This is a genomic window from Achromobacter arsenitoxydans SY8, from assembly GCF_000236785.1.
In the GTDB taxonomy this organism is placed as follows: Bacteria; Pseudomonadota; Gammaproteobacteria; order Burkholderiales; family Burkholderiaceae_B; genus Achromobacter; species Achromobacter arsenitoxydans.
The window spans coordinates 33,328-55,582 of the sequence record NZ_AGUF01000042.1 but is presented as its reverse complement, the minus strand read 5'-3'; the positions used below and the strand labels follow the sequence as shown (position 1 = coordinate 55,582).

Below are 22,255 nucleotides of genomic sequence, written 5' to 3'. Positions count from 1 at the left end.
CGTCCTGTTCAGCGGGCGGGGCTATAGGGGTGCGTGCTTTTCCAGTGGCGGGCAATGTCCAGCCGGCGGCACACCCAGACGCGGTCGTGCCGCGCGATGTGGTCCAGGAAGCGCTGCAGCGCGACGATGCGGCCCGGGCGGCCCAGCAGGCGGCAGTGCATGCCGATGCTGAGCATCTTGGGCGCTTCGTCGCCTTCGGCGTAGAGCGCGTCGAAGCTGTCCTTCATGTATTGGAAGAAGGGCTCCGCGTGCGAATAGCCCTGCGGCAGCGCGAAGCGCATGTCGTTGCAGTCCAGGGTATAGGGCACGATGAGCTGCGGGACCGTCGCGCCATCGGTCTTCTGCACTTCCATCCAGAACGGCAGGTCGTCGCCGTAGTAATCGCTGTCGTATTCAAAGCCGCCGTAGTCCGCCACCAGCCGCCGCGTGCGCGGGCTGTCGCGGCCGGTGTACCAGCCCAGGGGGCGCGAGCCGGTCAACGCCGTGATGGCGTCCATGGCCAGGCGCATGTGCTCGCGCTCCGTGGCCTCGTCGACGTTCTGATAGTGAATCCAGCGCCAGCCGTGGCAGGCGATTTCGTGACCCTGCTCAACGAGCGCGGCGGTCAGTTCGGGATGGCGCTCCAGAGCCATGCCCACACCGAATACGGTCAGCGGCAGGCGACGCTTTTCGAATTCGCGCAGGATGCGCCACACGCCCGCCCGCGAGCCGTATTCGTAGATGCCTTCCATGCTGAGGTGGCGTTCCGGATAGCTGGCGGGGCTGAACATTTCCGACAGGAACTGTTCGGAGCCCGCGTCGCCGTGCAGCACGCTGTTTTCGCCGCCTTCCTCGTAATTCAGCACGAACTGCACGGCGATACGGGCATTGCCGGGCCATCGGGCGTGAGGCGGATTGCGTCCGTAGCCGACGAGGTCGCGGGGGTAGGGCAGCGTGGAATCGTAGGAGCTCATCGGGGAGGGCGGCGAAGTGGCATGGCGAACTGAACCATAGCGGGAATACCAGTTTTTGTATACAAATTATGTACATTGATTCGGGCCGGGTGCGCCATCGGCGATTGCCCTAGGCCGAGGGCTGACGCCCAATGAAAAAGGCGCGCCCGGCGGGGCGCGCCTGCTCCGGCGGCTGGCGGCAGATCAGCGCAGGTCGCCGCAGGGCCACCCGGTGACCCCGAAGCCGCCGCTATCCGTTGCGGTACAGAAAGCTGTAGGCGTTGATCGCCGGCACCCCTCCCAGGTGCGCATACAGGACTCGCGAGCCGGCGGGGATTTCGCCCTTGCTGATGATGTCCATCATTCCCTGCATGGATTTGCCCTCGTACACCGGGTCGGTCATCATGCCCTCCAGCCGCGCGCAAGTGCGGATGGCTTCGTTGGTTTCCGCCGACGGCAGGCCGTAGGCCGGATAGGCGTAGCGCGTGTCCAGGACCACGTCCTTGTCCTCGATGGGGCGCTCCAGCCCCACCATGTCGGCGGTGCGCCGGGCGATCCGCAGGACCTGGGCGCGAGTCTGGTCCGGCGTGGCCGAGGCGTCGATGCCGATGACGCGGTCGGCGCGCCCGTCGGCCGCGAAGCCCACCACCATGCCCGCCTGTGTGCTGCCCGTGACCGCGCAGACGAAGATGTAGTCGAACCGGAAGCCCAGTTCGGCTTCCTGCCGCCGCACCTCTTCGGCGAAGCCCACGTAGCCCAGGCCGCCCAGTTCGTGGTCCGACGCGCCGGCCGGGATCGCATAGGGCTTGCCGCCGCGGCGCCGGACCTCTTCCAGCGCCTCTTCCCAACTGCGGCGAAAGCCGATGTCGAAACCCTGGTCCACCAGCCGCACGTCGGCGCCCATCAGGCGGCTCATCATGATGTTGCCGACCCGGTCATAGACCGCGTCCGAATAGTCCACCCAGTTTTCCTGGACCAGCACGCAGGCCAGGCCCAGCTTGGCGGCAACGGCCGCCACCATGCGGGTGTGGTTGGACTGGATGCCGCCGATGGTGACCAGCGTGTCGCAGCCCTGTTCGAGCGCCTGCGGGATCAGGTATTCAAGTTTGCGCAGCTTGTTGCCGCCGAAGGCCAGGCCGCTGTTGCAGTCTTCGCGCTTGGCGTAGATCTCGACCTTGCCGCCCAGGTGGCTGGAAAGCCGCTCGAGCTTTTCGATGGGGGTGTCGCCGAATGTCAGGCGATGGCGGGGAAATCGTTGCAGATCCATTGAAAGCTCCTGAGGTTTTGACCGGACCGGCCGGGCGGCGGGTGGAAAAAATCATAGGAATCATGGGCTTGTGCGGTCAATTGCGTATTTTTTTTGTCCGCGTAATTATTAATTTAAATTCCTGCAAAGACGGATTTATTATTTCGAATATAAAAATCAATGCGAAATTAAATTTTCAGGGACGCATCTGATGACTGCCGTTTTTTCGCTGGACCGCATCGACCGCCAGATCCTCCGTGTGTTGCAGGAGGATGCGCAGATCACCAACCTGGATCTCAGCGCGCGCGTCCATCTGAGCCCGGCCGCGTGTCTGCGCCGGGTTGAGAAGCTCAAGAGCGAAGGGATCATCAGGAAGACGGTGGCCTTGCTGGAACCGGCCGACGTCGACATGGCTACGCTGGTCATCGTGGGCGTCGTGCTGGACCGGTCCACGCCCGAGTCGTTCACCGACTTCGAGGCGGCCGCGCGGGGCATCAGCGGCTGCCTTGAATGCCATCTGGTGGCAGGGGAGTTCGACTACTTCCTGATGCTGCGCATACGCGATCTGGAACGCTTCAACAAGCTGCATGCGGGCGAGATCATCAAGCTGCCCGGCGTACGCCAGATCCGAACTTTTTTCGTGCTGAAAGAGATCCTGTCGACGACCGCGTTGCCGGTCTGACGAGGCAAATGCGCAACACTCGCATTTCGGTCATTCAAAAATGACGCGCTGCGGCATTTTCCATTAACCGATTTTCGTGGCGCGTAGACGGCGGAATGTAAGGGGTTCGCCGGACATTCCAATGCTGCATGACAGTATTCCGAAAGCGCTTTTGCGTCACAGAATTGCAGGAAGACGCCCATAAACTCAAAGGGTTATACTTCCTACCCATAGGCTATAAAGGCTTGTACGCGCCTTCTGCCCCTGCTATCCGCTTAACGGGAAGCCCGTGTCGCGGAAGGTTTTCCTGCATCGTCTCGAGTGAAGCACTCGTAAAGGTGAAGCGATATGTCTTCGGAAATAGAATCTCTATCCACGTCTTATCTCTTTGGGGGTAATGCCCCGTATGTTGAGGAGCTCTATGAAGCCTACCTCGACAATCCCGGTTCGGTTCCTGACAACTGGCGCGAATACTTCGACCAGCTGCAGCACGCTCCCGCAACCGACGGCCAGGAATCCACTCGCGACCAGGCCCACGCTCCCATCGTCGAATCGTTCGCCCAGCGCGCCAAGGCCAATGCCTTCGTGCAACGCGCCGCCGAACCCGACCTGAGCGTCGCCAGCAAGCAAGTGTCGGTGCAATCGCTGATTGCCGCCTACCGCTCGCTGGGTTCGCGCTGGGCTGACCTGGATCCGCTCAAGCGCCAGGAACGTCCGCCGATTCCGGAACTCGATCCCGCCTTCTACGGCCTGACCGAAGCCGATCTGGACCAGACCTACTCGGCCACCAACACCTACTTCACGACCGCCAGCACCATGACGCTGCGCGACATCCTGAAGGCGTTGCGCGACACCTACTGCCGCAGCGTCGGTGCAGAATTCACCCACATCTCCGACCCCGCCGCCAAGCGCTGGATCCAGGAACGCCTGGAAACCACCCTGGGCGCGCCCACCTATACGGTCGAAGAAAAGCGCCACATCCTGCAGCAGCTGACCGAGTCCGAAGGGCTCGAGCGCTTCCTGCACACCAAGTACGTCGGCCAGAAGCGCTTCTCGCTGGAAGGCGGCGAAAGCTTCATCGCCTCGATGGACGAAGTGGTCAACCACGCCGGTGAAAACGGCGTCCAGGAAATCGTGGTCGGCATGGCCCACCGCGGCCGCCTGAACCTGCTCGTGAACATCATGGGCAAGATGCCCGGCGATCTGTTCGCGGAATTCGAAGGCAAGCACGCCGAAGGCCTGACCGACGGCGACGTGAAGTACCACAACGGCTTCTCGAGCGACCTGTCCACGCGCGGCGGCCCCGTCCACCTGTCGCTGGCCTTCAACCCGTCGCACCTTGAAATCGTCAACCCCGTCGTCGAAGGCAGCGCGCGCGCTCGCCAGGAACGCCGCGGCGATGCCGAAGGCAAGCAAGTGCTGCCGGTGCTGGTGCACGGCGACGCGGCCTTCGCCGGCCAGGGCGTCGTGATGGAAACCCTGAACCTGGCCCAGACGCGCGGCTACGGCACGGGCGGCACGCTGCACATCGTCATCAACAACCAGATCGGCTTCACCACGTCCGACCCGCGCGACTCGCGTTCGACGCTGTATTGCACCGACGTGGCCAAGATGATCGAAGCCCCGGTGTTCCACGTCAACGGCGACGATCCCGAAGCCGTGGTGTTCATCACCAAGCTGGCGCTGGACTACCGCCTGCAGTTCCGTCACGACGTCGTCGTGGACATCGTCTGCTTCCGCAAGCTGGGCCACAACGAACAGGACACGCCGTCGCTGACGCAGCCCCTGATGTACAAGCGCATCGGCCACCACCCCGGCACGCGCAAGCTGTACGCCGACAAGCTGACCACGCAAGGCGTGCTGGCCGAAGGCGAAGCCGATCAGCTCGTCAAGGACTACCGCCAGCTGATGGAAGACGGCCAGCGCACCATCGAACCGGTGCTGACCGACTACAAGAGCAAGTACGCCATCGACTGGTCGCCCTTCCTGGGCGCCAAGTGGACCGACCAGGCCGACACCGCCGTGCCGCTGGCTGAACTGAAGCGCATCGGCGACCGCATCACGACGGTTCCGGAAGGCTTCACGGTGCACCCGCTGGTCGCCAAGCTGCTGAACGACCGCCGCACCATGGCCAAGGGCGAAATGAACCTGGACTGGGGCATGGGCGAACACCTCGCCTTCGCGACCCTGGTGTCCTCGGGCTACGCCATCCGCATCACCGGCCAGGACTCCGGCCGCGGCACGTTCACGCACCGCCACGCCGTGCTGCACGACCAGAACCGCGAACGCTGGAACGACGGCACCTACATTCCGCTGCAGAACGTGTCGGAAGGCCAGGCTCCGTTCACCGTGATCGACTCGGTGCTGTCCGAAGAGGCGGTGCTGGGCTTTGAATACGGCTACTCCAGCGCCGAGCCCAACACGCTGACCATCTGGGAAGGCCAGTTCGGCGACTTCGTCAACGGCGCCCAGGTCGTGATCGACCAGTTCATCAGCTCCGGCGAAGCCAAGTGGGGCCGCCAGTCGGGCCTGACCCTGATGCTGCCGCACGGCTACGAAGGCCAGGGTCCCGAACACTCGTCGGGCCGCATCGAGCGCTTCCTGCAGCTGTGCGCCGACAACAACATGCAAGTGGTTCAGCCGACCTCGGCATCGCAGATCTTCCACGTCCTGCGCCGCCAGATGATCCGCCCGTTCCGCAAGCCGCTGGTGCTGTTCACGCCGAAGTCGCTGCTGCGCAACAAGGACGCGGGTTCGCCCCTGACCGATCTGGCCGGCGGCAGCTTCCGTCCGGTGATCGGCGAGGTTGACGAGGCCATCGACGCCAGCAAGGTCAAGCGCGTGCTGGCTTGCTCGGGCAAGGTGTACTACGACCTGGTCAACGCCCGCCGCGAGCGTGGCGCCGACAACGTCGCCATCGTCCGCGTCGAGCAGCTTTACCCGTTTGCGCACAAGTCGTTCGAAGCCGAACTGCGCAAGTACCCGAAGGCGACCGAAGTGATCTGGGTTCAGGACGAACCCCAGAACCAAGGCGCCTGGTTCTACGTCCAACATCACGTGTACGAGAACATGGTCGAAGGCCAGAAGCTGGGTTACGCAGGCCGTGCCGCTTCGGCATCGCCGGCCGTGGGCTACCTGGCCAAGCACCAGGAGCAGCAGAAGGCCCTGATCGAAACGGCTTTCGCTCCCAAGTTCAAGGTCATGTTGACGAAGTAACCCTTACTTGATGCACGCGCCGCGGGCGGCAAGCGTTCAGGAACCCCGTTTCGAACCTTGCCGCGCCGCGTGACCAGAACACACACTTTACGGAATAAATAAAATGGCTATCACCGACGTCGTCGTTCCCCAACTTTCCGAATCCGTTTCCGAAGCGACCCTGCTGACCTGGAAGAAGCAGCCCGGCGCTGCCGTCGAAGCGGACGAAATCCTGATCGAAGTCGAAACCGACAAGGTCGTGCTGGAAGTGCCGGCCCCCGCCTCTGGCGTGCTGGCTGAAATCGTCAAGGGCGATGGCAGCACCGTGACTTCTGGCGAAGTCCTGGCCCGCATCGACACGGCCGCCAAGGCCGGCGCCGCCGCCACCGCACCCGCCGAAGCGCCCAAGGCCGCCGAGCAAGCCGCCGCCGCGCCGGCCCCGGCCGCTGCCGCGCCTGCTTCGACGGCTGCCGCCGGCGTCGCTTCGCCCGCCGCCTCCAAGATCCTGGCCGAGAAGGGCGTGGATGCCGCTTCCGTGGCCGGCACCGGCCGCGACGGCCGCGTGACCAAGGGCGACGCCCTGGCAGCCAGCGCACAGCCCAAGGCCGCTCCGGCCAAGGCCGCCGCCGCTCCCGCCCCGACCACGCTGTCGCTGGACGGCCGTCCGGAACAGCGCGTGCCGATGAGCCGCCTGCGCGCCCGCATCGCCGAGCGCCTGCTGCAGTCGCAGCAGGAAAACGCGATCCTGACCACGTTCAACGAAGTGAACATGCAGGCCGTCATCGACCTGCGCGCCAAGTACAAGGACAAGTTCGAAAAAGAACACGGCATCAAGCTGGGCTTCATGTCGTTCTTCGTCAAGGCCGCCGTCGCCGCGCTGAAGAAGTACCCGCTGATCAACGCCTCGATCGACGGCAAGGACATCATCTATCACGGCTACTTCGACATCGGTATCGCTGTCGGCAGCCCGCGTGGCCTGGTGGTGCCGATCCTGCGCAACGCTGACCAGCTGTCCATCGCCGACATCGAAAAGACGATCGCCGACTTCGGCCGCCGCGCCGCGGACGGCAAGCTGGGCATTGAAGAAATGACCGGCGGCACGTTCTCGATCTCCAACGGCGGCGTGTTCGGCTCGATGCTGTCGACCCCGATCATCAACCCGCCGCAATCGGCCATCCTGGGCGTTCACGCCACCAAGGATCGCGCCGTCGTCGAAAACGGCCAGATCGTCATCCGCCCGATGAACTACCTGGCCCTGTCCTACGACCACCGCATCATCGACGGCCGCGAAGCCGTGCTGGGCCTGGTCGCCATGAAGGACGCCCTGGAAGATCCGCAGCGCCTGTTGCTGGACCTGTAATCTCGACGCCCCTGGCCCGCGCCGCGCGCGACCTGCGGGTCCCGCGGCGCCCGGGCCGGCCACCCGCCGGCCCGCGGCATTGACCTGCCGGGCAGGGCGTGCTCCACCCCACTCCTCACACGCGAGAACACTATGTCCCAACAATTTGACGTCGTCGTGATCGGCGCCGGCCCTGGCGGCTACATCGCAGCCATCCGCGCCGCGCAACTCGGCATGTCGGTCGCTTGCATCGACGCCTGGCAAAACGGCCAAGGCGGCCCGGCTCCCGGCGGCACCTGCACCAACGTCGGCTGCATTCCGTCCAAGGCGCTGCTGCAATCGTCGGAACACTACGAACAGGCCAACCATCACTTCGCCGAGCACGGCATCGAAGTCAAGGGCGTGAGCCTGAAGCTCGATACGCTGATCGGCCGCAAGAACACGGTGGTCAAGCAGAACAACGACGGCATCCTGTACCTGTTCAAGAAGAACAAGGTCACGTTCTTCCACGGCAAGGGCGCGTTCAACGGCCAGGTGGAAGGCGGCTGGGCCATCAAGGTCACCGGCACCACCGAAGCCGACCTAGTCGCCAAGCACGTCGTGGTCGCCACCGGCTCGTCGGCGCGTGAACTGCCCGGCCTGCCGTTTGACGAAAAGGTCGTGCTGTCCAACGACGGCGCGCTGAACATCGGCGCCGTGCCCAAGACGCTGGGCGTCATCGGCGCCGGCGTGATCGGCCTGGAAATGGGCAGCGTGTGGCGCCGCCTGGGCGCTGAAGTCACCATCCTGGAAGCGATGCCGGAATTCCTGGCCGCCGCCGATGCGCAAGTGGCCAAGGAAGCCCTGAAGGCCTTCACCAAGCAAGGCCTGAACATCCAGATGGGCGTCAAGATCGGCGAGATCAAGGCGACCGCCAAGTCCGTGACCGTGCCTTACGTCGACGCCAAGGGCGCCGAGCAGAAGCTGGTTGTGGACAAGCTGATCGTCTCGATCGGCCGCGTGCCCTACACCGGCGGCCTGAACGCCGATTCCGTGGGCCTGAAGCTCGACGAGCGCGGCTTCGTGGCGGTGGACGGCGACTGCAAGACCAACCTGCCGAACGTCTGGGCGGTGGGCGACGTGGTGCGCGGCCCGATGCTGGCGCACAAGGCCGAAGAAGAAGGCGTGGCGGTTGCCGAGCGCATCGCCGGCCAGCACGGCCACGTCAACTTCGACACCGTGCCGTGGGTCATCTACACCTCGCCGGAAATCGCCTGGGTCGGCAAGACCGAGCAGCAGCTCAAGGCCGAAGGCCGCGAGTACAAGGCCGGCAGCTTCCCGTTCCTGGCCAACGGCCGCGCCCGCGCGCTGGGCGACACCACCGGCTTTGCCAAGGTGATCGCCGACGCCAAGACCGACGAGGTCCTGGGCGTGCACATCGTGGGCCCGATGGCCTCGGAACTGATCTCGGAAGCCGTGACCATCATGGAATTCCGCGGCGCAGCCGAAGACATCGCCCGCATCTGCCACGCGCACCCGACCCTGTCGGAAGCCGTGAAGGAAGCCGCTCTGGCCGTCGACAAGCGCGCGCTGAACTTCTAAGCCGCGCTTAGCTAGACCGGGGGCGGGTTCCAGGACCCGCCCTTTTTTTATCGCCTTTTTTGATTCAGCCTGATCTGGTTCCCACATGAACGTCAGCGAATACTACGAACACGCCCTGGCCGAACGCGGCTACAAGCCCGACGTCGCGCAGAAGCAGGCGATCGACCGCTTGCAGCGCTACTACGACGAATGGATCAAGTTCAAGTCCATGCGCTCGAACGCGCTGAAGAAGCTGCTGAACCGGCCGGATGTTCCGCGCGGCGTCTATCTGTGGGGCGGCGTGGGCCGCGGCAAGAGCTTCCTGATGGACGCCTTCTACGCCACCGTGCCCGTTGTGCGCAAGACGCGCCTGCATTTCCACGAGTTCATGCGCGGCGTGCATCGCGAGCTCGAAGAAGTAAAGGGCATGCAGGATCCGCTGGACGAAGTCGCCCGGCGCGTGGCCAAGCGTTACCGCCTGATCTGCTTCGATGAATTCCACGTGTCCGATGTGGCGGACGCGATGATCCTGCACCGCCTGTTGCTCAAGCTGTTCGAGTACGGCACGTCGTTCGTGATGACGTCCAACTACGAGCCCTCCACGCTGTACACCGACGGTCTGCACCGCGACCGCGTGCTGCCCGCCATTGCGCTGATTCAGGCGCGGATGGACGTCATGAACGTGGACGCGGGCGTGGACTACCGCCGCCGCTCGCTCGAGCAGGTGCAGTGCTTTCACACGCCGCTGGATGAGCATGCCCAGCAGGCCCTGCAGGCCGCCTTCGATACGTTGGCCGACACGCCGCCGCAGGAGCCTCTGCTGCACATCGAGCACCGCGAGATCCGCGCGCTGGCGCTTGCGGGGTCGGTGGTGTGGTTCGATTTCGCCACGCTTTGCGGCGGTCCGCGTTCGCAGAACGATTACCTGGAACTGGCCAACCGCTTCCATGCGGTGATTCTGTCGGGCGTGCCGAAGATGGGGCCGCGGCAAGCCTCGGAGGCGCGCCGCTTCACGTGGCTGATCGACGTGTTCTATGACCACCGGGTCAAGCTGATCATGTCGGCGGAGTGCCCGCCCGAAGAGATCTACACCGAGGGCGCGCTGGCCAACGAATTCCATCGGACGGTGTCGCGCATTCTTGAAATGCAATCGCGCGAATACCTGGAATCCGAGCGCCGCCTCGCAGCGACGTTGTAGTAATGCCGCATCCGGTCCGCTTTTTGGCGGGCCGGGTTGCTTTAAGATTGTTAATGCAAGTCATTATCAATTAAGATTTTGAGACTTTTGGTCAAGCGCCGCGGTCTCACTTGTGTCCTCCACTTTTCTCTCTTCATCAGCCCCGTGCGTGGACGCGCCGGCAGCGCCGGTCGATGGCCTGTACCGCGAGCATCGTCCCTGGCTGTTTGGTTGGCTGCGGCGCAAGCTGGGCTGCGAGCACCGCGCGGAAGACCTGGCGCAGGACGTTTTCGTCAGGGTGATTCAGGGCCGCAAGCAGGTGCGCGCGAATGAAGCGCGCGCGCTGCTGACCACGATCGCCAAAGGGCTGGTAGTGGATCACCAGCGTCACGCGGCGCTGGAGCACGCCTACCTGGCCTATCTGGCCGCCATTCCCGAATCCTACGCGCCGTCGCCCGAAGCGCAGGCCGAGCAGCTGCAGGCGCTGGTGCAACTGGACCGCCTGCTGGATGGGTTGCCGCCCAAGGCGCGTTCCGCGTTCCTGCTGTCGCAGCTTGACGGCCTGACCTATCCCGAAATCGCCGAGCGCCTGGGCGTATCCCTGAGTTCGGTGCAGCAATACATGGTGCGCGCGATGTCCGCGTGCTATGCGGCGTTCCATGTCTGACGCCGTCAATGGCATGCCGCCGAGCCATCGCTCGCCGCCGGACGCTGTCGTGCGCCAGGCAATCGTCTGGTGGTCCACGCTGCAATCCGGCTTGGCCAATGCGCGCGACCGGGAATCTTGCAGCGCCTGGCTGGCGCAAGATCCCGCGCATCGCGTGGCGTGGGATCGCCTTCAGGCGATCGGCGACGATGCGCGCCGGGTGCCTGCGGCGCTGGCGCATGCCGCGCTGAACGCGCCTGCGTCGCGGGGGCGCCGCACGGCGCTACGTAGCTTGCTGGCCGTGGCAGGCGTGGCCGCGACCGGCTGGTCGGGTTATCGCCACGCGCCGTGGCAGCGCCTGGTGGCGGATTTCAGCACCGGCGTGGGAGAACGCCGGTCGCTGACGCTGGCCGACGGCCTGCGCGTCACGCTGAACAGCGATACCGCCGTGCGCGTGAATGTGAGCGGCGACGCGCGGGACATCGCGCTGCTGCGCGGAGAAATGCTGGTGCAGGCCGACCGGCGCCCGGGCATCCAGGCGCTGCGGGTGGACACGGGCTATGGCGAACTGCGGGCCGAAAGGGCGCGCTTCGATCTGCGTCGCACAGCAAGCGGTTCGCGGCTGGGCGTCTATGAAGGCAGCGTCGCGCTGCTGCGCGGCGGCGTGCTGACGCAGGTCAACGCTGGGGAGCGGCTGGCGTACGCGGACGATGCGGACCTCAGCCGTAGCGCGTCGGACCCGGACCGCCTGGCCTGGGTCGACGGCATGGTGGTGGCTAAGGACTGGCGCCTGGACTATTTCGCCGAGTACCTGGCGCGTCAGCGCGTCGGCGTGATCCGCGTGGATCCCGCCGTGGCGCAACTGCGGCTGTCGGGCGTGTTTCCGCTGGACGATGCCGAGCGTGCGTTGAGGGCGCTGGAGCCCGCCCTGCCTATCAGGGTCACGCGCCACACGCAGTATTGGCTGCAGGTCGGCCCCCGCGAGGCCTGACAGTTACAAAATTCTTTGCTGACGCATTGCAGGTTTTACCTCCCCGTACGGAAAGCAGGAATAGAGACCACCGTACAGGGAGATGTTTGTGTCCGCTTCAATCCATTCGCGCCTGCGCGCACCGCTGACCGCCGGCCGCAAGGCCGTGCTGGCCGCCACTTGCGCGGGCGCGCTCGTCGCCGGCGCGCCGGTCGCGTGGGCCCAGTCCGCCCCGGCTGCCACCAATGCGCAGCGCAGCTACCAGATTCCGGCCGGCCCCTTGGCCGATGCGCTGACGCAGTTCGCGCGCAGCGCCGGGGTGGTGCTGTCGTTCGACCCCGCGCTGGTCCGAGGCCGCCGCTCGGAAGGTCTGGACGGAGCCTATTCGGTTGGCGCGGGCTTTGCGCGCATTTTGTCGGGCAGCGGCCTGCAGGCGCGGGCGCAGTCGGGCAACACGTGGACCCTGGTCCCCGCGCCGGCGCCCACGGGCGACACGCACACGCTCGCGCCCGTGACGGTGTCGGGCATGGTCGACAGCGCATTCGCGCCCACGGTGGGCTACGTGGCCACCGCCAGCGCCAGCGCCACCAAGACCGACATTCCCCTGATCGAAACGCCGCAATCGGTGTCCGTGATTACGCGTGAACAGATCGCCGAGCAGGGCGCGCAGACGCTGAACCAGGTGCTGCGCTATACGGCGGGCGTGGCCACCGAGTCGCGCGGCGCTACGGCGACGCGCCTGGACCAGTTCAACGTGCGCGGCTTTTCGGCGTCTACCTACCTGGACGGGCTGCGCGTGTTCGGCGGGCGCGATGCGCTGCCGCAGGTGGACGCGTTCCGCCTTGAGCGCGTGGACGTGCTCAAGGGCCCGGCCTCGGTCATGTACGGGCAGGGCGGCCCGGGCGGCGTGGTGAACCAGATCAGCAAGCGGCCGCTGGAAGAGACGCTGCGCGAAGTGGAACTGCAGGTCGGCAACTATGACTTCCGCCGCGCCAACTTCGACTTCGGCGGCCCCATGGACGCCGAAGGCAAGTACCTGTACCGGCTGGTGGGATCGGGCTACATGTCCGACGGCCAGGTGCAGGACACGAAGGAACGCCGCTACTTTGTATCGCCGGCCTTCGCATGGAAGCCCAACGCCGATACGTCGCTGACCGTGCTGACGAATTTCCAGCACGATCCCGACATGGGGTCGTACGGCTCGGTGCCGTCAATGCGCACCTTGCTTAGCGCGCCGGACGGCTTCCGCCTGCCGGCCGATTACTACGACGGCGACGCCAACTTCGAAAAGAGCGATCGCAAGAGCTATTCGCTGGGATACGTGCTGGACCATCGCTTCAACGACACGTTCAAGGCGTCGCAGAGCCTGCGCTGGACGCACTCGGACGCGAAGTACCGCAGCGTCTACGGCGCGATGACCAACTACTACGGATATACGAATCCGACCTACCTGTACCACCAGCGCGCCTCCATCGCGACGGACGTGGACGTGGGTGCGCTGACCATCGACAACAATCTGCAGGCGCGCTTCAACACGGGCGGGATCGGCCACAACGTGCTGGTGGGTTTCGACTATCAGCACGTCAAAACCGACACGCTGTCCGGCTTTGGTTCCGCGCCGCCGCTGTACGTGAAGAATCCGGACAACCGCCAGAACATTCCCGTTCCGGCGTTTTCCTCCGACGCCACCACCACGCAGTACCAGGCCGGCCTGTATTTCCAGGACCAGATCAAGATTGACCGCCTGTCGTTCCTGCTGGGCGGCCGCTATGACTGGTCGCGCAACGTGGGCGAGACCACCGCGATCGCGACTGGCCGCGTCACGCCGTCGTCGCTGAAAGCGGAGGCGTTCACGGGCCGCTTCGGCGCAATCTACAACTTCGACAATGGCGTGGCGCCGTACTTCAGCTATTCGGAGTCGTTCGAGCCGCAGTCGGGCACGGGCTGGAACAACACGCCGTTCAAGCCGATCGAGGGCAAGCAGTACGAAGTCGGGATCAAGTACCAGCCGCCCGGCAGCGCCACGATGCTGAGCTTCGCCGCTTTCGACATCCGGCGCGAGAACATGACGACCACCGATCCGGATCCGACCCACCTGTGCGGCACGGCCGGCGGCCGCTGCTCGATCCAGGCGGGCGAACTGCGCACGCAGGGCATCGAACTGGAAGCCAAGACCGAGCCGATCCGCGGCCTGTCGCTGATCGCCGCGTATTCGCTGATGAACAACGAATACACCAAGGCCTATCCCAACACGTCGGGCTTTGACCTGAAGGGCAAGACGCCGGTCGCGCTGCCGTCGCCGCAGGCGTCGGCCTGGGCCCGCTACCAATTGCAGGAAGGCCCGCTGGCGGGCCTGGGCGTGGGCGGCGGTGTGCGCTACATCGGTTCGTCCTATGCGAACGAAGCCAACACGATGAAGGTGCCCAAGGTCACGCTGGTCGACCTGATGCTGGACTACGACCTGGGCCGCGCGTCGCCGTCGCTCAAGGGCATGCAGGTGGCGCTGAACATCCAGAACCTGTTCGACAAGGAATACATCGCGTCTTGCTCGGGCGATTCCTGGTGCTGGTTCGGCTACCAGCGCTCGATCAAGGCCAGCCTGCGGTATCGCTGGTAAGCGGGTGAGGAGGGCGGTCCATTCGGGCCGCCTTTTCTTTTGGTGCAACGTGGCCGCTCTCACGTTAACGAGAATGGTTATAATTCAGACCCTCTGAGGAAGACGACGATGATGTTCGCAAGAACTTTGACCGCCCTGGCTTTGCTGGGCGCGGCGGGCGCCGCGCAGGCGCATTTCGTGTGGCTGGAACGCGGCGCCGAGGGCCCCGCCAAGGCGTACTTTGGCGAGTGGGCCGACGATGTGCGCGAAAAGCGCGACGGCCTGCTGGGCAAGATCATGGTGGCGCCGGTGGTGACGGGCGCCGACGGCAAGGCGCTGAAGGCGGCGGGCGAAGGCGCCGACTATCTGGAATTCGCCGCGGCCGGCAAGGGCGATGTGCGCCTGGCCCAGGCCTATCAGTTCAAGGACACGCTGGTGCGCTACGGCGCCAAGGCGGGCCGCGAGGACACCCAGGCCAAACTGGACCTGGAGCTGGTTCCCGCTGCGGCGGGCTCCAACGCCTTCGTACTGATGTTCAAGGGCAAGCCCCTGCCCAAGACCGAAGTCACGGTGTTCGGTCCCCCCAAATGGGAAAAGCGCTTCCGCAGCGACGACAACGGCCGCATCGACATCACCACGCCGTGGCCGGGCCAGTATGTGCTGGAAGCCGCCCACGTCGAGGAGCAGGCGGGCGAAGCCGACGGCAAGGCCTACGCCAGGATCCGCTACGTAACCACCACGACATTCAATCTGACCAAGTGAAAGCTCCCGCAGCCGGCGCAGGCATGATGCGCTACCGATTGGCCGTCTTTTCCCGGACGGCCGCCGCCATTCTGGGCGGTTATGCCCTGGCGTCGGCGGCCGCGGCCTGTCTGGCCGTCTGGCTGCCCATGGGGCGGGCTGACGCCGTGACCACGGCGCAGATGCTGTCGTTCGTGGTCTACGCCTGTGGCGTGATCTGGGTGTTCGCGACGCGCAACGCCTGGCGCGCCTGGGCCGGGATCCTGGGGCCCGCCGCGCTGCTGGGCGGCCTGTTCCTGGCCGGCCGCATGATGGGGGCGGCATGAAAGCGGCCAAACCCAAGGCGCAGGGCGAAGAAGGCCTGCGCCAGTCCATGTCGTGGCTGCACACCTGGGCCGGCCTGATCTTCGGCTGGGTGCTGTTCGCGATGTTCCTGACCGGTTCGCTGGCGTTCTTCCGGCCCGAAATCACGAGCTGGATGCAGCCGGAGATCCAGGTGCAGGCGGGACCGCCCGTGCAGGCAGTGGAAACGGCCCAGCGCTACCTGGCGGAAAACGCGCCGGATGCCCGGCGCTGGTTCATCACCCCGCCCTCGGACCGCGAGCCGCTGATCCAGCTGCTGTACCAGGTGCCCAAGCCCAAGCCGGGCGAACGCGGCTTCGTGCGCGTCAAGCTGGATCCGGCCACCGGCCAGGTCGTCACGGGGCGCCAGACGCGCGGCGGCGACTTCTTCTACCGCTTCCATTTCGAACTTGAAACCGCGTTCCCGTGGGGACGCTGGCTGGCCAGCATCGCGGGCATGTTCATGCTGGTGGCGATCATCAGCGGCATCATCACGCACAAAAAGATATTTACCGACTTCTTCACCTTCCGGCCGAAGAAGGGCGGCCAGCGGGCCTGGATGGACGGGCACAACGTCCTGTCGGTGCTGGGCCTGCCGTTCCACCTGATGATCACCTTCAGCGGCCTGATCCTGTTCATGATCATGCTGATGCCGGCGGGCATCCAGGCCGTCTACGAGAGCCCGCGGCAGTACACGGACGAAGTCTTCAAGGCGTTCAAGGTCACGCCGCCGCTGAACCAGCCGGCGCCTTTGGTCGCCATCGCGCCGCTGGTCGAGCAGGCCCAGCAGCATTGGCAGGGCAGGGTCGGCCGCGTGACCGTCAACAATCCGGGCGATGCCGGCGCCACCATCACGCTGGTCCGGGATGCCGCCGACGGCGTGTCGTACGGCCGCTTGGCGCCCTACATGCGCTTTAACGGCGTGACCGGCGCGCTGCAGGAAGGCGAGGACGAACTCAGCGCCACCGTGATGACGGCCGGCGCCATTACCGGCCTGCACCTGGGGCTGTTCGCCGAGCCGCTGCTGCGCTGGCTCTATTTCCTGGTCAGCCTGGCCGGCACAGCCATGGTGGCGACCGGGCTGGTGTTGTGGATCGCCAAGCGCCGCCAGAAGGCCCGTCCGGGCGATGCGCGCGAAGCCTTTTCGCTGCGGCTGGTGGACGGCCTGAACGCGGGCACCATCGCAGGCGTGGTTTTCGGCGTGGCGGCCGTGTTCCTGGCCAACCGCCTGCTGCCCGCGGACATGCCCGGCCGCCAGGTCTGGGAGGTGAGGGCGTTCTTCTCCGCCTGGGGCCTGTCGCTGGTGTACGCGTTCCTGTTTCAGCGGCGCAAGTGGCAGGATCTGCTGGCGGTCGCCGCCGTGGCGCTGGCCCTGGTGCCGGTGGTCAACGCCTTCACCACGCAGCGCCACCTGGGCGTGTCGCTGCCCCAGGGCGATTGGGTCATGGCCGGATTCGACCTGACCTGCCTGGCCAGCGCCGTGCTGTTCGGCTGGATGGCGCGCAAGGCCGCCAAGGCGCGCAGCGCGCCCGCCAGGATGCCGGTCAAGGCGCGGGCCGGACGGTCCGCCTCGGTCAAGGCCGCCGTGGCCGCCGCAACCCCGATTGCCGAGGCGCCCGCCGTCCAGGCCGCGCCGAACCCGACCGCGTTCGAACCACGAGGGGATACGCCATGACGCTAGCCGCCTTCTGCCTGGCCTACGCGGGGTTTTCCGCCCTTTGCCTGGCCATGGACCGCCACTACGAAGACCTGTTCGACCGCGCCCTGCCGCGCCGGCATCGCGTGCCGCTGCGGGTGTTCGGCTGGACGGCGCTGGCGCTTTCGCTGTGGGCGTCGGCGGCGGTCTGGGGATGGAGCTACGGCACGGTGGAGTGGATCGGCATCCTCAGCATTGCCGGCATGCTGCTGATCTGGTTTCTGACCTTCCGCCCGCGCGCCGCGCTGACCGCCGGCGGGCTGTGCGCGCTGGCGGCGCCGGTGCTGGCGGTGCTGTGACGCCGCGGGGCGCGCCTGCGGCGGGCCCGCGCCCGGGCACGTTACACTGACGGCTTCCCCAAGCAAACGCCTTTTCGCCTCATGAACACCCGCGTCCTCACCGGCATTACCACCACTGGAACCCCCCACCTCGGCAACTACGCGGGCGCTATCCGCCCTGCGGTCCAGGCCAGCACGCAGCCCGGCGTGGACGCATTCTTCTTCCTGGCCGACTACCACGCGCTGATCAAGTGCGACGACCCGGCTCGGGTTGCGCGTTCGCGCCTGGAGATCGCCGCCACGTGGCTGGCCGTGGGCCTGGACCCCGAGCGCGTCACGTTCTACCGCCAGTCGGACATCCCCGAAATCCCTGAACTCACCTGGCTGCTGACCTGCGTGACGGCCAAGGGGCTGATGAACCGCGCGCATGCGTACAAGGCGTCGGTGGACCAGAACGTGGCCAAGGGCGTCGAGCCCGACGACGGCGTCACCATGGGGCTGTTTTCGTATCCGGTGCTGATGGCCGCCGATATCGTCATGTTCAATGCGAACAAGGTGCCGGTGGGCCGCGACCAGATCCAGCATCTGGAAATGGCGCGCGACATCGCCCAGCGTTTCAACCACCTGTACGGGCGCGAATACTTCACGCTGCCGGAAGTGGTCATCGAGGAAGATGTGGCGACCCTGCCGGGCCTGGACGGCCGCAAGATGTCCAAGAGCTACAACAACACCATCCCGCTGTTCGAAGGCGGCGCCAGCGCCTTGCGCGCCTCCGTCATGCGCATCGTGACCGATTCGCGCGCCCCCGGCGAACCCAAGGACGCCGAATCCTCGCACCTGTACACGCTCTACCGCGCCTTTGCGACGCCCGAGCAGTCGGCCGGGTTCCGCCGCCAGCTCGAAGAAGGCATGGGCTGGGGCGACGCCAAGCAGGCGCTGTATGAGCACCTTGAGGCCCTGCTGGCCCCCATGCGCGAAAAGTACGTCGGCCTGATGGCCAACCCCGGCCGCATCGAAGACATCCTGCAAGCCGGCGCAACCAAGGCCCGCAAGATGGCCGCGCCGTTCATGCAAGAGCTGCGCGAGGCCGTGGGGCTGCGCAACCTGAGCCTGTCCGCCACGGCGGGCAAGGGCGCGCAGGGCAAGAAGGAAAAGGCCAAGGGCGCGCGCTTCGTCAGCTTCCGCGACGAGGACGGCGGCTTCCGCTTCCGCCTGTTGGCGGCCGATGGCGAGGAGCTGCTGCTCTCGCAACGTTTCGCGGACCCCAAGGAAGCCGGCGCGCTGATGCGCCGCCTGCAATCCGAACCGGCCGACACCGTGCTGCAGGCCACCGAACAAGGCTATGCGGCGCTGATCGACGGCGTGGCCGTGGCGACGGCGCCCGCGGGCGCGCAGGGCGAACCCGCCGCGCAACTGGCGCGCACGCGCGAAGCGCTGCAGTCGCTGTCGCAGGAATAGGGCGGAAGGACACGGGCGGCGCCACGCGCCGCCCGGCTCACATGCGACGCGGCCTTTGATTCAGGCCAGCCGCGCGCTGGCCACGATGCGTCCGTCGCGCACCTGGAAGCGCTGGACATGGCCCTGGCCCGCGATTTCCAGCGTGTCGCCGTTGGAATAGCCCGTGACATTCGGGCAGTCCAGCCATTCCGGATTGATGAACGGAAAATACTTGAGCGTGCCGCTGCCCTGGCTGGCGAAATCGAACGTGGTGTTGGCCACGACCTCCGGATCCCATTGGCTGGCGTCGTAGGTCAGCACACAGCCTGTGCCGATGCGGTAGATGATGCTGGCGCCCATGCTGGCAAAGCCCAGCGCGCCCACATGCAGTTGCGCGCCGTTGCGCAATTCGATGATCCGGCTGCCCAGGCGTTCCAGGGTGACGTGTTTGAAGGTCGCTTCGGCGCCATCCACGATCAGGTGCGAATACTGACCCAATGTGACGTCGCCAAAAACGCGGCTGGCGCCGGCCTCTTTTTCAGCGATGGTTGCGGTTTCGTTGGCGGCAAGCGTGATCGTGCTAAGCATTGCGGACGGGTCTCCGGTCTGTCAGGGGGGCGCTATTGCTCTTTGCTGCTACCCGATAGACGTTATGCGCCGCAGCTCGCCTGATCGTGGGTCTTTGCGTCACCGGGCTGCTGCCCCTTCATGTGATTTTTATTATTTGGACACAATTAGATATTTTCACTTATTTCTGAGGGGCAGGCTTGAGGGATCGCAATGAAAAGCGGGGTATCTAGGGTAAGTCCTAGGCCGCCAGGCCCGCCTTGAGGCAAAAAAAAACCGGCGCCGCGGCGCCGGTTTTTTGCTGCGCGGAGATCAGCGCTTGAGCTTTGCGAAGGCGTCGGCCATCGCGCTGTTCATGCCGCTGCCGCCGCCGGCCGAGCCGCGGCCGCCATCGCCCTGGGGACGGCGCGGGCGGTCGCCGCCCTTGGGGGCGTCGCCGCTGCGGCGCGCGGGGGCGGCGGTGTCGTTCAGGCGCATGGTCAGGGCCACGCGCTTGCGCGCGACGTCCACTTCCAGCACCTTCACGCTGACCGTCTGGCCCACGCGCACGACGTCGCGGGGATCCTTCACGAATTTTTCGGCCAGGGCCGAAATGTGGACCAGGCCGTCCTGGTGGACGCCGATGTCGACGAACGCGCCGAAGTTGGCCACGTTGGTCACCACGCCTTCCAGCACCATGCCCGGATACAGGTCGTTGAGGGTTTCAACGCCTTCCTTGAACTGCGCCGTCTTGAATTCGGGGCGCGGGTCGCGGCCAGGCTTTTCCAGTTCGGCGAAGATGTCCTTCACCGTGGGCAGGCCGAAGCGTTCGTCGGTGAAGTCGGATGGCGACACGCCCTTGAGCGCTTCGCGCTGCCCGATGATCTGCTTTACTTCCGCCTTGATCTTGGCCACGATGCGCTCGACCACCGGGTAGGCTTCCGGGTGAACGGACGAGGCGTCCAGCGGGTTGTCGCCATGGGGAATGCGCAGGAAGCCCGCGGCCTGCTCGAACGCCTTGTCGCCGAAGCGCGGCACCTTGCGCAGGATTTCGCGCGTGGGGAAGGCGCCGTTTTCGTCGCGCCAGGCCACGATGTTCTTGGCCAGCAGCGAGTTCAGGCCCGACACGCGGGCCAGCAGGGCGGCCGAGGCCGTGTTCACGTCCACGCCCACCGCGTTCACGCAGTCTTCGACCACGGCGTCCAGCGAACGCGCCAGTTCGCGCTGGTTGACGTCGTGCTGGTACTGGCCCACGCCGATGGCCTTGGGGTCGATCTTGACCAGTTCGGCCAGCGGATCCTGCAGGCGGCGCGCGATGGACACGGCCCCGCGCAGCGTGACGTCCAGATCGGGGAATTCCTGGGCGGCGGTCTCGGAAGCCGAGTACACCGAGGCGCCGGCCTCGGACACCACCACACGGGTGACCTTCAGGTCGGGGAAGCGCTCCATCATGTCGCCCACCAGCTTCTCGCTTTCGCGAGAGGCGGTGCCGTTGCCGATGGCGATCAGGTCGACCTTGTGGCGGGCGACCAGCGCGGCCAGCGTATTGATCGTGCCGTCGCGGTCGCGGCGCGGTTCGAACGGGTACACGGTGGTGGTGTCGACGACCTTGCCGGTCTGGTCGATCACGGCGACCTTGCAGCCCGTGCGGATGCCGGGGTCCAGGCCCAGGACCGCCTTGGGGCCGGCGGGGGCCGCCAGCAGCAGGTCTTTCAGGTTGGCGGCGAACACGCGGATGGCCTCGGTTTCGCCGCTTTCGCGCAGGCGGCCGATGAGTTCGCTTTCGAATGCCGTAAGAAGTTTTACGCGCCAGGTCCAGCGGCAGACTTCGCCGAGCCAGCGGGCGCGCGGCGTCGCGTCCAGCGCGAACAGGCCATTGCCCAGCTTCAGGAAGCCGGCGATGCGGGCGACGCAGGGATGCGGCGTCTGGGCTTCGAGTTCGGCCTCCAGGCCCAGGCGCAGTTCCAGCACGCCTTGCTGGCGGCCGCGCAGCAGGGCCAGGATGCGATGCGACGGCAGGGTGCGCAGCGGTTCGTTGAAGTCGAACCAGTCGCGGAAGTTGGCGCCCTCGGTTTCCTTGCCGTCGATCATCTTGGAGTAGATCAGGCCGGTGGACCACAGGTGCTCGCGCATGTCGGCCAGCAGGTCCGCGTTTTCCGCGTAGCGCTCGGCCAGAATGTCGCGCGCGCCGTCCAGCGCGGCCTTGGCGTCGTTGATCGACGCCTCGGGGTTCAGGTACTGCGCGGCCAGCGCGGCGGGGTCGCAGGCGGGGTCGGCCAGGATTGCGTCGGCGAGCGGCTCCAGGCCGGCTTCGCGAGCGATCTGCGCACGCGTGCGGCGCTTGGGCTTGTACGGCGCGTACAGATCTTCCAGGCGCTGCTTGGTGTCGGCGGAGGCGATTTCCTGCTGCAGCGCGGACGTCAGCTTGCCTTGCTGCGATATGGACTCAAGAATGGCGCCGCGGCGCTCTTCGAGTTCGCGCAGATAGCCCAGCCGCACTTCGAGGTTGCGCAGCACGGTATCGTCCAGGCCGCCGGTGGCTTCCTTGCGATAGCGGGCGATGAAGGGCACGGTGGCGCCGTCATCCAGCAGTTCTACGGCCGAGGCGATCTGGGAGGCGCGCGTGCCCAGCTCGGTGGCGAGTTGCGCGACGATGCGGGCGTTGTCGACGCCGGCGGCGACGTACGTGATAGCGGAAGTTTCAGACATCTCTATACGACGACAAAAAGGAAAAACAAGGGGCGGATTGTGCCATAAGCCGTTGTTACAGAACGTGCCCGGGAGGACCGATCCGTCCCTCTGGCGGCGGCATGGCGGTGGGCCGCAAGCGGGAAACGGGCGCGGCAGCGGGTATCATTTGGGTCCTTTCCCAAATCAGTGTCTGGCGCCCGAA

General features: G+C 65.9%; 17 protein-coding genes. 13 read left to right on the top strand and 4 right to left on the bottom strand.

Annotated elements, in window-relative coordinates:
* Positions 1–8: 8 nt before the first annotated feature.
* Positions 9–953 (bottom strand): allantoinase PuuE, encoded by a 945-nt coding sequence (gene puuE / locus KYC_RS10595; RefSeq protein WP_008161814.1) that lies wholly within the window; start codon positions 951–953, stop codon positions 9–11.
* Between the two features lie 229 nt (positions 954–1,182).
* Positions 1,183–2,199: a 1-aminocyclopropane-1-carboxylate deaminase gene (locus tag KYC_RS10590; RefSeq protein ID WP_008161812.1), complete on the bottom strand. Its 1,017-nt coding sequence runs from the start codon at positions 2,197–2,199 to the stop codon at positions 1,183–1,185.
* 190 nt (positions 2,200–2,389) lie between these two features.
* On the opposite strand from KYC_RS10590, the gene KYC_RS10585 reads away from it, so the two are divergent.
* The 13 genes from KYC_RS10585 (at position 2,390) to KYC_RS10525 (ending at position 18,837) form a co-directional block, all read left to right on the top strand.
* A complete protein-coding gene (locus KYC_RS10585; protein ID WP_008161810.1) occupies positions 2,390–2,860 on the top strand; it encodes an Lrp/AsnC family transcriptional regulator in 471 nt (156 codons plus the stop codon).
* Between the two features lie 327 nt (positions 2,861–3,187).
* Complete coding sequence (locus KYC_RS10580) at positions 3,188–6,055, top strand: 2-oxoglutarate dehydrogenase E1 component (RefSeq protein WP_008161809.1); 2,868 nt, start codon at positions 3,188–3,190, stop codon at positions 6,053–6,055.
* A 103-nt stretch (positions 6,056–6,158) separates the two neighbouring features.
* Complete coding sequence (gene odhB, locus KYC_RS10575; RefSeq protein WP_008161808.1) at positions 6,159–7,394, top strand: 2-oxoglutarate dehydrogenase complex dihydrolipoyllysine-residue succinyltransferase; 1,236 nt, start codon at positions 6,159–6,161, stop codon at positions 7,392–7,394.
* A 132-nt stretch (positions 7,395–7,526) separates the two neighbouring features.
* The gene (lpdA, locus tag KYC_RS10570; protein WP_008161807.1) at positions 7,527–8,954 is read left to right on the top strand and encodes a dihydrolipoyl dehydrogenase; all 1,428 of its coding nucleotides are present in this window, start codon (positions 7,527–7,529) and stop codon (positions 8,952–8,954) included.
* A gap of 85 nt (positions 8,955–9,039) precedes the next feature.
* Positions 9,040–10,131 (top strand): cell division protein ZapE, encoded by a 1,092-nt coding sequence (gene zapE, locus KYC_RS10565; protein ID WP_008161806.1) that lies wholly within the window; start codon positions 9,040–9,042, stop codon positions 10,129–10,131.
* Positions 10,132–10,243: 112 nt separating this feature from the next.
* Positions 10,244–10,777 (top strand): sigma-70 family RNA polymerase sigma factor, encoded by a 534-nt coding sequence (locus KYC_RS10560; RefSeq protein ID WP_043518100.1) that lies wholly within the window; start codon positions 10,244–10,246, stop codon positions 10,775–10,777.
* Positions 10,770–11,747: a FecR domain-containing protein gene (locus KYC_RS10555; RefSeq protein ID WP_008161803.1), complete on the top strand. Its 978-nt coding sequence runs from the start codon at positions 10,770–10,772 to the stop codon at positions 11,745–11,747. Before KYC_RS10560 ends, KYC_RS10555 begins: the two co-directional genes overlap by 8 nt.
* Before the next feature lie 82 nt (positions 11,748–11,829).
* Positions 11,830–14,343 carry a TonB-dependent siderophore receptor gene (locus KYC_RS10550; protein WP_008161801.1) on the top strand — a complete coding sequence of 838 codons (2,514 nt, stop codon included), beginning with the start codon at positions 11,830–11,832 and terminating at the stop codon, positions 14,341–14,343.
* 108 nt (positions 14,344–14,451) lie between these two features.
* The gene (locus KYC_RS10545) at positions 14,452–15,084 is read left to right on the top strand and encodes a DUF4198 domain-containing protein (RefSeq protein WP_008161799.1); all 633 of its coding nucleotides are present in this window, start codon (positions 14,452–14,454) and stop codon (positions 15,082–15,084) included.
* 23 nt (positions 15,085–15,107) lie between these two features.
* On the top strand, positions 15,108–15,389 hold the full coding sequence (locus KYC_RS10540) for a DUF3649 domain-containing protein (RefSeq protein WP_008161797.1): 282 nt from the start codon (positions 15,108–15,110) through the stop codon (positions 15,387–15,389).
* On the top strand, positions 15,386–17,080 hold the full coding sequence (locus KYC_RS10535) for a PepSY-associated TM helix domain-containing protein (RefSeq protein ID WP_008161794.1): 1,695 nt from the start codon (positions 15,386–15,388) through the stop codon (positions 17,078–17,080). Before KYC_RS10540 ends, KYC_RS10535 begins: the two co-directional genes overlap by 4 nt.
* A complete protein-coding gene (locus tag KYC_RS10530; RefSeq protein WP_008161793.1) occupies positions 17,077–17,400 on the top strand; it encodes a DUF3325 domain-containing protein in 324 nt (107 codons plus the stop codon). The genes KYC_RS10535 and KYC_RS10530 overlap by 4 nt, the downstream gene beginning before the upstream one ends.
* An 81-nt stretch (positions 17,401–17,481) precedes the next feature.
* Entirely contained in the window at positions 17,482–18,837 is a 1,356-nt protein-coding gene (locus KYC_RS10525; protein WP_008161791.1) for a tryptophan--tRNA ligase, read from the top strand.
* Between the two features lie 60 nt (positions 18,838–18,897).
* Here KYC_RS10525 and KYC_RS10520 read toward each other — a convergent pair whose 3' ends face one another.
* Positions 18,898–19,404, bottom strand: coding sequence for a hypothetical protein (locus tag KYC_RS10520; RefSeq protein WP_008161789.1), 507 nt, complete (start codon positions 19,402–19,404; stop codon positions 18,898–18,900).
* A 291-nt stretch (positions 19,405–19,695) separates the two neighbouring features.
* Positions 19,696–22,071, bottom strand: coding sequence for an RNA-binding transcriptional accessory protein Tex (gene tex / locus KYC_RS10515; RefSeq protein ID WP_008161788.1), 2,376 nt, complete (start codon positions 22,069–22,071; stop codon positions 19,696–19,698).
* Between the last annotated feature and the right edge of the window lie 184 nt (positions 22,072–22,255).